Origin of the sequence: Pandoraea fibrosis (assembly GCF_000807775.2) — a bacterium.
Lineage (GTDB): Bacteria > Pseudomonadota > Gammaproteobacteria > Burkholderiales > Burkholderiaceae > Pandoraea > Pandoraea fibrosis.
In genome coordinates, this window is record NZ_CP047385.1 from 2,873,451 (window position 1) to 2,887,035 (window position 13,585).

General features: G+C 59.9%; 10 protein-coding genes. 8 read left to right on the forward strand and 2 right to left on the reverse strand.

What is annotated here, in order from left to right; all coding sequences use genetic code 11:
- Positions 1 to 58 precede the first annotated feature (58 nt).
- From PI93_RS12740 to PI93_RS12760, 5 genes are all read left to right on the forward strand, one after another.
- On the forward strand, positions 59 to 1,561 hold the full coding sequence (locus PI93_RS12740) for an EAL domain-containing protein (protein WP_052240726.1): 1,503 nt from the start codon (positions 59 to 61) through the stop codon (positions 1,559 to 1,561).
- The gene (locus tag PI93_RS12745) at positions 1,543 to 2,250 is read left to right on the forward strand and encodes a response regulator transcription factor (RefSeq protein ID WP_158453269.1); all 708 of its coding nucleotides are present in this window, start codon (positions 1,543 to 1,545) and stop codon (positions 2,248 to 2,250) included. Before PI93_RS12740 ends, PI93_RS12745 begins: the two co-directional genes overlap by 19 nt.
- 291 nt (positions 2,251 to 2,541) lie before the next feature.
- On the forward strand, positions 2,542 to 3,396 hold the full coding sequence (locus PI93_RS12750; RefSeq protein ID WP_080759231.1) for a helix-turn-helix domain-containing protein: 855 nt from the start codon (positions 2,542 to 2,544) through the stop codon (positions 3,394 to 3,396).
- Positions 3,393 to 4,241 carry a helix-turn-helix domain-containing protein gene (locus PI93_RS12755; RefSeq protein WP_052240727.1) on the forward strand — a complete coding sequence of 283 codons (849 nt, stop codon included), beginning with the start codon at positions 3,393 to 3,395 and terminating at the stop codon, positions 4,239 to 4,241. The genes PI93_RS12750 and PI93_RS12755 overlap by 4 nt, the downstream gene beginning before the upstream one ends.
- A gap of 328 nt (positions 4,242 to 4,569) precedes the next feature.
- Positions 4,570 to 5,733: a helix-turn-helix domain-containing protein gene (locus tag PI93_RS12760; protein WP_052240728.1), complete on the forward strand. Its 1,164-nt coding sequence runs from the start codon at positions 4,570 to 4,572 to the stop codon at positions 5,731 to 5,733.
- An 11-nt stretch (positions 5,734 to 5,744) separates the two neighbouring features.
- On the opposite strand, the gene PI93_RS12765 is transcribed toward PI93_RS12760, so the two are convergent.
- Complete coding sequence (locus tag PI93_RS12765; protein ID WP_039371478.1) at positions 5,745 to 8,408, reverse strand: AAA family ATPase; 2,664 nt, start codon at positions 8,406 to 8,408, stop codon at positions 5,745 to 5,747.
- 319 nt (positions 8,409 to 8,727) lie between these two features.
- Positions 8,728 to 9,315, reverse strand: coding sequence for a BPSL1445 family SYLF domain-containing lipoprotein (locus PI93_RS12770; RefSeq protein ID WP_039371484.1), 588 nt, complete (start codon positions 9,313 to 9,315; stop codon positions 8,728 to 8,730).
- Between the two features lie 711 nt (positions 9,316 to 10,026).
- Between PI93_RS12770 and PI93_RS12775 the strand changes: the two genes are divergently transcribed.
- From PI93_RS12775 to PI93_RS12785, 3 genes are all read left to right on the forward strand, one after another.
- On the forward strand, positions 10,027 to 10,935 hold the full coding sequence (locus PI93_RS12775; protein WP_306439075.1) for a SphA family protein: 909 nt from the start codon (positions 10,027 to 10,029) through the stop codon (positions 10,933 to 10,935).
- A gap of 15 nt (positions 10,936 to 10,950) precedes the next feature.
- A complete protein-coding gene (locus tag PI93_RS12780) occupies positions 10,951 to 11,400 on the forward strand; it encodes a hypothetical protein (protein ID WP_039371487.1) in 450 nt (149 codons plus the stop codon).
- A gap of 723 nt (positions 11,401 to 12,123) precedes the next feature.
- A complete protein-coding gene (locus PI93_RS12785) occupies positions 12,124 to 13,572 on the forward strand; it encodes a TolC family protein (RefSeq protein ID WP_158453270.1) in 1,449 nt (482 codons plus the stop codon).
- Positions 13,573 to 13,585: the final 13 nt, after the last annotated feature.

Genomic DNA, 13,585 nt, shown 5'->3' on the forward strand with positions numbered 1-13,585 from the left:
ATTTGCATTTCCTCGGCGTTGGCACCTCTGGATCGCCATTGCCGTAGCCGTCGTCCCCATGATCGCGGCGGTCTGCCTCGCGTATTGGCATGCGAGCCGGGCGCTGGACGAGGAGGTCGAACTGCAAGCCCACCGGGTGCTTGTCCACGTCGACTGGATGCTGGGCAATGCGGCCGAGGCGGCAGCGAGAGTGCGCGGCGAGGCAGGAAGAAACTGTAACGACGTGGTCCTGGACCTGCGCAAGCAAGTCGACTCGGTACTGTTCGTCAGGTCGGTGGATTTGTTTGTCGATACCTCCACTGTCTACTGCAGTTCGCTGTACGGTAATTACCACCGCGAACACGATGTCTCGGACTACATCGACGGTCGTCTACAGATTCTTCCCCACAGCGGGACCCTTCCCGACTCCACTCTGTTCTTGTATCGGAGCGCCGCGCAAGGCCGCGGTGCGATTGTCGCCGTTGACGGACGGCACGTCCGCGATGTGCTGGTGCTGATGGCACGCGACGGCATCGAGATGACCGTGCACGTCGGGTCGGTGTCTATCGGGAAAGAGGGGCTCATTACCGTGCCGTCGAGCGCCCCGAGTAGCACGGTTGTGTTGCGTTCCAAGCGGTTCCCCGTGCTGGTCCGGGCGGATAGTCCCAAGCTGGAGCTGGCGCGGCGCGTGATCGCCGACTATTCCGGATTGTTGATCGCCTTCGCGATGCTGAGCGTGCTTGTCGGCGGCGTTGTGAAGCGGGGGCTGGCTGCCGTCGGCTCGCGGCGTCATGAAATGGTGCGGGCATTGCAGTTCGGTGAGTTCGTCCCCTATTTTCAGCCGCTGGTTTGCGCACAGGAAGGGCGATGGATCGGTGCGGAGATTCTCGTTCGGTGGATTCACCCGAAGGAGGGCGTGGTGATGCCGGACAGCTTTATCCCGCTGGCCGAGTCGAGCGGACTCATCGTGCCGATGACACAGGCCCTGTTTCACTCGGTTGGGGAAATGATGGCCGATGTGACGCTGCCGCCGAATTTCCGGCTGAGTTTCAACGTGAGCGCGCGCCATATGAGCGAACGCTCGATCATCTCGGATTGCGACGCATTGCAAGCAGCGCTGGGTAAGGGGCGCGTGCAACTTGTGCTCGAAGTCACGGAGCGCGATTTGCTGGACTCCGAAGTCGGCACCATCGCAATAATCGACGCGCTGCACGCGCGCGGCATCAAGATTGCCATCGATGATTTTGGCGTCGGGCATTCAAGTCTTGGCTACCTTCGCGACTTCGATATGGATGCCGTGAAGATCGACAAGACCTTCGTGGCCAAGATCGGTGGGGGAGCCCTCTCCCAGCGAGTGCTCGACAGCATTCTGGAGATGGCGATGAAGCTGGGGCTGATCATCATTGCCGAAGGCGTTGAGACATCGCGCCAGCGCGATTACCTGTGCGAGCGGGGCGTCCCGATTCTGCAAGGCTATCTGTTCGGCCGTCCGATGCCGTTTCATCTTTTTATTTCCCGACTGGCTGAGCGATGCCAGGCGGGCGCAAGCCCAGCGCAGCACACGTGCCCCACGGGTTCGTGATCCGCCGGGCGACTGCGATACGTTTTTCACAAGGTAGGGAGAAGGAAATGCGCGTAATTCTTGCTGACGATCATTCTGTGGTTCGTTATGGCATGCGAGCGGTGATCGAGAGCAATGACATGGGGCGCGTAGTGGGCGAGGCCGAATCGGTCGAGGGACTGATTCGCGTGCTGCGTGAAACGCCGTGCGATGTCGTTGTCGCCGATCTGTCGATGCCGTCGTCTTCGGAGTGCGATGGCCTGGTGCTGGTCGAACGCTTGCGCCGATTGTTTCCCGGCATCCCGGTTGTCGTTTTCACGGAGATTCGCAATCACGGCGTCGTGAACATGTTGATCGCGCGGGGCGTTGCCGGAATTGTGGACAAAAGCGGCAGTCTTCACGATCTGGTGCTGGCCCTGCGGGCCGTCTCCCGGGACCAGCGATTCATCAGCCCGGAGATCCGGAGTTTGCTTCGCGATGCGGAGATTCCCGACAGTCAGCTTGGGCGAGATGTGGAGCTGACTCGCTCGGAATTCGAGGTCGTCAGACTGTACGCCAACGATGGATTAACGATCTCCGAGATTGCCAAACGTTTGAATCGAAGTCCAAAGACCGTGAGCAAGCACAAACGCAGTGCGCAACACAAGCTGGGGCTTCTGACGAATCAACAACTCATCAGCTTCTATCGTGGCAATGCAGGCGTCGCGTAACGACGCGATGGCGTCAATGATTTGAAAGCGTTGACGGGCTGTCTCACCCCCTGTTGCTACCCGATTGGGGAAGGGGGAGACAAAAGAGACCGAATTCTGAGACGCAAGGGAGAGCCATGTTCTCCCATGTTGACGAAAATGCTCCCATGATCCCCGAGATGCCATTCGGCCGGATCGATTGGATGAGCAGCAACCACGAAGGCTTAACGGTGGAGGCGTGCCATACGGGAAAAAAGGACTTATCGGCTTCCGATAGCGAGAGTGTCTGGCTTGTATCAACGGGGGAATGCCATGCAACTGCAATCACAATCCGATCGTTATGTATTGGTGGACGGTGGAATCAGTCACATGACGGGCATCAGAGAAAGCGTCTATTCAAGCGGTATCGGTCTTCGCGTGGTGCGAAGCCTTATCGAGGCTTTGGGGGGCTGCACAGACGGCGAATTGCCCGATCTGGTACTGGTCGGCGTTCGCGATTCGAACGTCGACGCGATTTCCCGCTGTCATGACGTCTTGCGGCAACACGACACATCGATCATTGCGTTCGGCCCCGTCCAGGAGCCTGCGCTGCGGGTGCGATGTTTCAGGGCCGGCGCCGTCGACTACATCGATTCGGGCGCATCTGCCAAGGAGCTGGATTTACGCATCGGCATGCATCTCAAGCATCGACCGACATTTGCCGCAGTTCCGTCGTCAGGGGAGGGGCAGGAGATTACGGGATCGCGCAAACACGAAATCTATCATCTCGCTGTGAAGTACCTTGCCCAAACCGAGATCGGCAACATCTCTCAGCAATCTCTGGCTTCACGCATTGGCGTTTCGGTGGGACATCTAGACGCCGCCTTCCGGACTGTTCTGGGCTATAGCATCGTGCGATTTCTCAAGCGACGCCGCATGGAAATTGCGACGGTGCTGCTCAAGGGAAGCAACATGAGCGTGACCGCGATCGCCGAACTTCTGGGGTTTTGCGATGGCGCCAACTTTGCGACGGCATTCCGGCAGGAGATTGGGAAAACCCCTTCCGAATACCGGTTTGGATTGCGTGACGACTGCGAAGACGGATGTGCCGTAACGGTGACTGATCTGGTGGCCGCCGCCGGCGCGTCTCGATGGCGGTGCAGCGACTATGCGGGAGCGACGCCATGATGAACCCGCAGCGCCCCATCCCCTCGCGTGGGGATGGGAGTCGAGCTGGCACCAATGCCACGGTGCGCTCCACGATCTGGATACTGAACGAGCGCCCCGAGGCGTTCGCTGATGTGGTTGGCGAACTTCGCGCGCAACTCTTCGACGTGCGGGTGGTGAGCGATGGGTGGACGAGCTATTACGAAGCCCTCGTGTCTGCGCCGACCGCTTTCGTCGTCGATGGCGCGCTCACCGGAATGGATGCCAGAGCGTTCTGCTGCCTGGTGAGCGGCGCCCCCCGCCTTCGTGGCGTTCCCGTCATTTACATCGATGTCGAGGGGGCCAGTGAGGCTCGTAGCCGTGCGTTGGCGTCCGGGGCATCTGACTGCATCGTGTTCCCCTTCATGCCGGAGGAGTTGATTGCGCGCCTGCGGCTCCAAATTCGCATCGCGCGTAGTGCGAGCGATCCGGTAGAGCTTCAACGCGCTGACCGCGCATCTCGGAGCACGCGCACCGCGATGACGTTGATCAACGGTGGCCGGATCGCCGACATGAGTGCGAAGACGTTGGCTAACGCCGTAGGAGCGAGTGATCGTCGCTTGTCTCGGGACTTTAAGGAAAAGCTCGGGGTGTCCGTATCCGAGTACCTGCGGCGAGAAAAGCTGGGGCGCGCAGCATGGTTGCTGCAACACTCAGGCATTTCGATCACGGATGTGGCGCATGAAGTCGGTTTCCGGAGTCCGTGTAATTTCAGCGTCGCATTCAAGAAACACACTGGACTGACGCCTTCCCAATTCCGCGCCAATGGACAGTCGTCAATGGTGGACCGCGAGGGAGAGGACAATTCGGTTACCTCAGCGCGTTGAATGATCCTATGTGTCTTGCATACAAAATTCCATATATTCATATGTAGTGCTAGGTGATAGGTGATCCTCGCGTAAATGCAAGGCGATTCGAATGACGGAATCGGAAGGGTATGTGAGGTCAGACAAGACGAATAGACAGAAAGCGACGTTGCAGAAACGGAGTCTAGATGCTTAGTTTGGCTAAATTAGTGGTATTTTTACCGATTGCGGGCGACATCACTTCCTCATATTTCTGTAGGTGCCCCTAACATGGGTTCCGGTGAAGACAACCAATGCGTGATGTCTTCGGGTTCCACATATTGAACGATGGTGCTAAGGAAATTTAGGCATGCCCACCAACTCCGGAGCGGACGCTTACGGCCTGCAGTCGACTAACGGCGTCACATTTTCGACTGCCTACCTCCTTCCCGAGGTGCGCAACGACGCTTGCCGAAAGATCATCAGCCCGTTCTTCGATGCGCGTCATATCAAGAGTGAAAAGGGCGGGAATCTCGAAGGTGCATTGACGTCAACGCATATCGGCAGGCTTTTGGTCGGCGAGACGGCTTTCAATTCACAGCGACATGAGCGAAGCCGGAAGTTGGCGTTGAGCACCAGTCTCGATCAATACCTGATTCAGTTATTCGTTTCGGGCACGCTGGATGGCGATTGCGATGGCCGACCCGTTGTGGTGCGTCCCGGGGACATCATCGCGATGGATCTTTCGCGCGTTGCCAACACACAGATTAGTCCTGGCGCTACGGTGAGCTTGATCGTCCCACGTGAAGCCATCGACAAATCCACGGGCGGGCGGAGCATCCACGGCACCGTACTCAAGGCGGAGCATGCCGTCACTCGGCTGCTCGCCGGCTTTCTCGTTAGCTTGGCGGACGTGGCAGGCGAGATCGAGGGCGAGGAGGCGCTCGGTGTCGAGAGCGGCGCTGTCAATCTGCTCGCCGAGATCCTCGCCAAGAAATCCGATGCGGCGCTATTCAACGAAGACTCGGTGCTCTCGCGCGTCTTGCGCAGTCAGGTTCTCTCCTATATCAACGCCAATCTCACGTCCCCCTCCTTGGGGCTGGATGCCATCATCGCGCGATTCCGCGTCTCACGTGCGCATCTCTATCGTATTTTCGAGGCCGACGGTGGTATCGCAACGGTGATTCGCAACAAGCGACTGGACGCGGCTTATCGCGCACTGACGCAGGGGGGCGGGCGAGGGGCCTCGTCCATTACACGTCTCGCGCACGAGCTGGCTTTTTCCGGGAGCAACCATTTTCTGCGGGCCTTTCGGGCGCGGTTTGGCGTAACGCCGAGCGAGGCGCGTGAACTGGCCTTTTCGTTCGAGCTTGCCGATCAGGGCGTGGCTAGCCTCTATTCGCATCTGTTGAATTACGCAAATCCGGCCACGGAGCATTTGGTCGAACCGGTCTCGGTACCGTTGAAAAAACTAGCGCCATTTTCCGACGACCTTCTGAAGGCTGCCAGCGCCGGCGTCAGACCACCCAAATGAAACGGTGACGGCTATTGGCGCGGGATGTCGGCCGCGACATGGATAGCCAACTGTCCGTCTTGCGACATCGTCAGCGAGAGGCATTGCGGTGCGTCGCCCGAGACCCGGCTCGCCAGGATTTCCCGCGAGATTCTGGGCAGGATTTGCTGGTTGAGATAGGCGTCCACGCCGTGTGCACCGGCATTCAGTGTGAGGCACCGTCGTACCAGCATCGTCACCAGCGAGTCGTCTGCGAGAAGCGTGATCCCACGCTTGCGCTTCAGGCGCTGCGCGACTTTGGCGAGCTTCATCTGCACCACGTCCCCGAGCGCCGGCGTATCCAGGGGGCGGTACACCAGGGTCTGAACGCGAGCCAGCAACGCGCTGGGGAAGCGTGACGTCATCGCCGGTCGAATCGCGTCGAGCAGTGTGTCTTGGCCCGCATCCGCGTGGGTCGCGGCCATAGACTCGATCGTGTTGGCCCCGATACTCGACGTCATCAGAAAGACGCAGTTGCGGAAATCGATGGCCCGCCCGTCGTCATCGCGCGTCACGCGGCCATCGAAGATTCGGCAGAGCAGGTCAAGGACATCCCGAGGCGCATACTCAAGCTCGTCGAGCAGAACCACGCTGTACGGCCGTTGACGCACGGCCTCGGTCAACACGCCTTCCAGCCCGTGGCCGACGGCTTCCGGCAACGTTCCGGTTAGCCGGAACACGCTGTGCGATTCCCGGTGTTCGGAAAAGTTGAGCGGGATAAGCGCTGCCTCACTGCCGAACAAGATGTCGGCCAACGCTAATGCCGTTTCTGTTTTCCCGACGCCCGAGGGGCCGGTTAGCAGAAACGCCCCCGCCGGAGCATGCTCCGGCGTGAGTCCGGCATTGGCGGTGCGCAGGTGCTCGACGAGTCCCTGCACGGCGTCTTGTTGACCGGCCACACGCGATCTCAAAGGCGCATCCAGCGAGAGGAGGTCGCGCGGCTCGTCGACCATCAGATTGCCGACTGGAATCCCTGTCCACTCGGACACGATCTGCGCAACAACCCGTGCATCGACGTCAGCGGACACCAGCGGCGGCGCGTCCTGCGCTTGAGCCAGCGCTTCGCAGGCGAGTGCCAACGCGTAGGCATCGCGCGCCTCAGGCGCCGCGTCGCGCTGTGCTCTTATGGCATCGACAAGTTCGCGCTCGCTCGCGCAGCGCACGCGAACGTCGTCGACTTCCGCTCTGGCTGCATGAAGGGAGACCTCGAGATCCTTCAATCGTTGGGATGCGCTGGTGCCGCCTTCCGCGACATCGAATTCGAGCGTCGCCTGTTCAATTTCAAGCGCGCTGAGTGTTGCCGAGGCTTGTTGAAGCGCCGCAGGTTCGACGTCCAATGACATCCTTACGCGACCGGCGGCGGCATCGAGCAAGTCGAAGGCCTTCTCCGGTAGCTTGCGCGTCGGTATGTAACGACGCGCGAGTTTAACGGCGGCCACCAGCGCTTCGTCGCGAACGTGCACCCGATGGAAAGTCGCGTAGTGCCACTTGAGTCCGCGCAGCATCAGGCAGGCGGCATCGTCGTCCGGCTCGTCGACCTCGATCATCTGGCAACGGCGCGCCAGTGTGGCGTCGTGCTCGAAGATCGTCTTGTATTCGGCCCACGTCGTCGTTGTGATCGTTCTGACGTCGCCGCAGGCAAGTGTGCGCTTGAACAGATTGGCAATGTCGGTGCCGTGTATCGTGCGATGGGGGTTGAAGAGCGTTTGGACTTCGTCAATAAACAGAAGTACCGGCTCGGCGGATGCCTGCACGGCATCAATGACGGCACTCAGCTGCTGTTGGAATTCTGCCCCGTTTTCGGCGTTGGTCCTCAGTGACTCGAGGTTGAGCGCCAGGATACGAAGATCGCGAATCACATCGGGGACATCGCCATTGGCCACGCGCAGCGCCAGACCATCGATCAGGGCGGTTTTTCCCACGCCGGGGTCGCCAACCAGAATCGGGCTGTTCTTTCGACTCTTGGCAAGGACTTCCACCACTCGCTGGATCTCCCGATCGCGCCCGAAAACATCATCGAGTTCTCCGCTGCGTGCGCACTCCGTCAGATCGGTTGTGTAGCGTGCCAACGGTGCAACGGTACCCCCGCCGCTGGATGCCGATGCGCCGCACGAGGCTCCCGTGCCGGCCATGCTCGACTCGAACGAGGTTTGCAACATCGACTCGACGAGCGCGGAAGGGGCACTGAGGGGTTGCGGCGTTTCGCATGTTTGTGCGCCAAGTTCGGGGAGAAGCTTGCCGACCTGAGTGCTGCTGAAATTCAACAACGGCCAGAGAGACGGGGCGCGTAACACATGCGGGGAATCGACGATGACCTGAAGCAAGTTAGCCGAACGGATCGGCCAGTGGCGATGGTCGGCGCAGGCGTGCAGCAGGCTCACCAACTGCGAGGACAGTATCGGTTCCTTGCGCAGATTGCGCGGCAGGCGGTCGATGGTGGACATCAAGACGTCCCAGAGGACATCCACGTCGATGCCGTAGTGATTCATGATGGCGGGGATGTCGCCATCGCCGGCTTCGAGAAGCGTCAGCAACCAGTGTTCGACGGTGATCTCGTCGGAAAGTCGTAGCTTGCAGAGACTCGCGGCGGCCTCCAGCGCCATCGCGCAGTGGGTATTGAGGCGTTGCAGGACAGGGGTGGTATCGCGAGTTGTCATGTCAGGTAGGCAAGAAATCCGGGGAAAGGCGTGAGGCTCTGCAAGCATCCGGTGCTTGCGCGGGAGATGCGTTGGCAGTTTTCGCTAAACCGTATTACCCAGACTTGCCACCGCATTGAGTGGGCGCTTTCGGCTCGAGATGGGGCCGACGCCATGATTCACCTTAGCAATGCTCGCCACGCCTTGCCTTTGAACTTTTGCAAAGGCCGTTTGATCGCGATCCTGACGTACTTGCAGATTCCCGGCCGCCTTGCACAGCGCCGTCTCCGACATTGGCGCAGGGGCCGGATGCGGCTCCCCGCGCATTCCCATCACGGTGTCAGAGCTTGAGCTTCGTGACCTTCGTGCCGTTGATCGACACATCGCCCATCAAACCGGTGTTGGTCATCACGACGACCTGAACGGGTGCGGTGGCGGTGGTGGTGTCGACGGCACCGTTTGCACCGACCTTCACCAGCGCGACCGACGCCCCTGCACCCGCTGCCCAGCCTTCCGAATGGCGGAACTCGTCGAGCGCACTCTGCGTCATGAACAAGAAGACGATTGCCTTCGACTGCGCGCCGGCCTGAAGACCCACCGACAGCGACGACGTGTTGTAGTAGCCGACCGAGTTGCCGCCAATGCGCAGCGCGCCATTGCCGGACTGTCCGCCCACGATGAAGCCCGCCTGGATCACCTCCGGGAAGACCAGCACGCCGCGCGATTTCGCGACAAGCTCACGAGAACCTTTGACGGTGGAGTAAAGACGCGACAACGTTGCGTCGACGCTGGCGTCGATGGCGGCGCTCTTGGACGCATTGGTCGCAGCGGTGTCAGGTTTGTCGGCGGTGGTCGTGCAACCGGCGAGCGCAAGGCTGCCAACGACGAACGCAGCCGCGACCATCGACATGGGGTTTCGTTTCTGCATCGCTCTTCCTTATGGGTGGTAATTCGCAGTCAATTATCGGTACGGCTTATTCTGTCACGCAGCCCTTTTGGCACAAGATCCCACCGTCTCATTTTCCTCTCCAATTTGTCTCGCTCCGCCGTTTGTGGCTTGTCATCGCGAGCGATTTGAAACATTCTGATTCGACGCGTCTGCTTCGCGCGGTGACACTCCGAGCGCCGCAACCGCATGAACGTGCATGCTCGCCTGCGACTTCACTCGTGGGCGATTTTTGTTGTCCGAATGCAAAAGCCTATGGGGGCCGGACGATTGGGCTCTGGTTGCGATTCAAAGAAAAACGACGGTTATTCAAATGCTGGCATTCCGAATTTCTACTATTTTTCTCGCACGAACAGGCAGATGTCTTCGTTGGCGGCAATCGATGTGCACGAGTGCGTCGCGACAGGGCAATCGCATCCGATGCATCCGATATTGAGGTGAGGCTGCGCCAAATGCGTTTGCATCGACTCGTCGGCCGCATCTCTCGCTTCCCGGTAATCGTGGCCGGAAGCCTTAGCGCTTGACACCGGCCCCCAACCATTTCCATTGATATTTCGACCAACGCCAGGCGCATGCCCGGCCTTGACGCATGAGGACTTTCTCGTGATGCCACCCCGTCTGTTTCGCCGGATTTCACCCAGCGCGGCCTCGCTCCGGCGGCCTGCTTTCGCATTGGGTGCCGCGGCGCTCCTGGTGACAGCCGCCCCCGCCAGCGCCACGGAAGGTGCGCTAGGGCGCCCGATTACCGGTACGGCCGTACAGCCCGGTATCGGGGTTGTGTCGCCCGATCCGATCTGGATCGCGAGCTTCTCCCAGATCTATTTCGACGGGAGCGTAGGAGGAAATCGGCAAGTGCCCGTGGCGGGCAAGACGTCGCTCGGGCTTGACGGACAGATTGCCTTCACGCTCGCCACGCTGATGAGGACATGGGGGACGAGCGCGGGAGGATGGAATTTCGCGTCGAGCTTCACGCTGCCCTATATGTGGACCAACGTGAAAGCGTCGCTGGGCGTGGGTGGTCACAGCGCGAGTACCTCACAGCGCGCATCCAACCTGTTCGATATCAGCTTCGCACCGATCATTGCCGGGTATCACTTCTCGCAGAACGATCACATTGCGTTCTCGCTCAACATCTGGGCACCGACCGGGCAGTACGATCCCAACTCGTTGGCTAATACGGGCCTGAACAACTGGACTTTCATTCCCCAGGTGGCCTATACGAAGTACGTGCCGTCGTATGGACTGGAGTTCGACGTCGTGGCCGGCGTGCAGTTCTACACGCGCAATAACGCTACCGGCTATCAGAACGCGCCATTGTTCACGCTCGACGTGATGGGGTTGAAGAAATTCGCGAATGGCCTGGGCGTGGGTCTCGTCGTGGGCACGACGCAGCAACTTGGCCACGATAGCGGCGCTACCGCAGATCGTCTGGGCGGCTTTCGTGGGCAGGATGTGGCGCTTGGCCCGATCGTGACCTATGACACCAAGATCGACGGGAAACTGCCTTTGTCCGTCTCGGCGCGCTGGGTGCCGACCGTTTCCAGCACCAATCGATTCAAGAGCACGCAGACGTTCATGGCAACGGGCACGCTCATCTTCTAGCAACAGGAAATCTTAATGAAACTTGTGATATTGGCGTTGGGGCTGACGCTTGCCGTACCCGCATTCGCTCAGAAGCCAAGTGTCTATCCGGCGCATGGCCAAAGTATGGAGCGTCAGATGAATGACGACGGGGCATGTTACGGATGGGCACGGCAAAACACCGGCATCGATCCGACCATGTTGGCGATGCAGACGGTGCCTCCGCCGGTGCCGGTGGGTGGGCGCGCCGTAGGCGCCGCCCGCGGGGCAGCGGCAGGCGCTGTTGTCGGTGAGCTTGGGCACAACAACGTGGGGCATGCTGCGGCAGTCGGGGCAACGGTAGGTGCCGTTGCGGGCGGTGCGCGACAGCGGGGTCGCTACGTCGCCGAGGCCGAGATGGCACAAGGCGCGAAGATGTCGCAGATCGATACCTATTGGCGCGCGTATGGCGCCTGCATGGAAGGGCGCGGGTACACGGTCAGATGACGCCGTGATCGCTTGGGGGCTTTGGATTTTCGATAGTCGCGATTGAATATCCGCTCGGTCCGCACCAGGGTGCCTGAGTGTGCTTGCATGGACGATATGCCGGCGATTACTCTGTTTTTGGATCATCTGCGCGACCCCTTCCTCAAGGGGGAAGCCCCCGGCAGGTGATCTACCCCGACGATGCACACCATGCATCCTCCATATCCTGTCCCCGCAGTGGCATGGAGCCTGAACCGCCTCTTTCAGAGGCGGTTTTTTTTCGGCTCGTCGCGATCGGAGCCGTACATCTTTGGTTGCCGACGGAGGTCAGCTTCCCATCGTCCCGGCAGATGCCTCGCGTCGACAACGACGTGCATCTGCGTCCCGTTCTGCGTTTCAAAGGGAAATTGCCGCTATTCAAATGCGTATTTTCTCACCCTCACTTAACGTGTCGCCGTGAAGGGGAGCGTGTCCTTGTCGTCGGCTCATGATGCATTCCTATGCCTCACAAATTGGGCGTGGCGTGGGTCGAGCCGATCACCGAACGTATGCGGCGCTCACAGGTTCCGGGGTCGAAGCGGTTCGCTGCCGATGGGGTGGAAAACCAGGCACCGAGGCGTGAACGAGGCACAGAAGCCCATCTGTCTCATTCTTAGAAAGGTTGAAAAAAATATGTCTCGGCACTCGCAGAATCTACGGCGATTTCGTCCTGTCAAGAAAAGTCCGCGCGGACAAAGTCATAAGGTGCCTGCGGCCGTTCTTGTCATTCTGTTGAGTGGCGCATTGGGTGTGGCACATGCGCTCGACCCGCAACCCGTCGTGAAAAGCAGCACCAAATCGATGGATACGATCATGGCGTCACTGCTCGAAGTCGGCAGCGTCGGCCGTGCAGTCACGATTCCGCTAAGCACGCCGAAAGCTGCGCAGGATGCCGCCATCGACGACATGGTGACGCTCGGCCGGTCGCTTGCCCTGGCGGATTCGCATAGTGACGCGTTGGGCGCTGCGCAAGCGTCGGCCAATTCGGCACGCTGGGCGGCGCGCAGTACCGCTGGACATTACGGGCCTCGTCTGGATGTTCAGATTCAGGGCGGCCACGAGCATTCGACCTCGTCCGACGAGACTGCGAAGAATAATCCGATCGCTTTGCCGAATCACACACGAGTGGATTCGACAGTCGTGTTGCGTCAGCCGGTGATCGATATACCGGCGCTGCAAGCGTATCGGCGCGACGACAAGCTTGCCGCAGCCGCATCGGACAAGCGAGACCAGACGCAAACGGACGTCTTCTTCGAAACGGCGCAGGCGTTCGACCAATTGCTGCAATTTCAATTACTGATCGATTTAGCGCAGGAACATCGGGAGCGCATGCAGTCGTTGTTGGGCTATATGACGCGCCGCGCAGCGGGCGGGGGCGCGACGCATGCGGATCGCGACCGCGTCTACGCGATGTCGCTCGCTGCCGACCGGGATATGGTCGATGCCCGCAGTCAATACGAGCGGGCACAAGTCGCCTATGTGCGCTTGACGCGCGTGCGACCTTCCGCACTTCTGGTCTCACCGATCAAGACGTTGTTGCCGGATACCCCGGAGGAGGCCATCGATCAGATGCTCGCCGTCAACCCAGGGCTTCAGGGGTTGCGCAAGCAGATCGAAGCTGCTGACTACGACCGGGCCAGCACGCGCGCGGGCGTATTGCCCAAGGTGGCGATCGAGGCTGGCGATTACTACCAGCGCAATGCCAGCGGCATCAGCGGGTCCACTCGCGACAAGCGCGTGATGCTCGTCATGTCGATGAATGTGTTTAGCGGCGGCAGCGATTATTCCGCCGCTCGCGCTCAGGCCGAGCAGATCAATGAGCTGAAGTTGAAACTCGACGACACGGTTGCCAAGGCGCGCGAGCGATTGACCGTCAATTACCTGGCATTGGATTCGGTCCGCTTGCAGTTATCGATCGCCCGCGAAGAAAACAAGGCTAATAGCCAGGTCGCCAAGGCGTTCGATGCGCAGATGGCGTCGGCCAACCGATCGCTTCTCGATGTACTCGATACGTACCAAAAACTCTATCAAAGCCGAGTGAGTATCGTGAAGCTGTTCGTCGCCGAGCGCCAGGCAACGTATCAGGTCCTCAAGGACGTTGGCACGTTCGCGGCGCTCTACGACGAAAACGCAAAGACGACCGCGACGCCGTAAGTCGCCCAGAGCA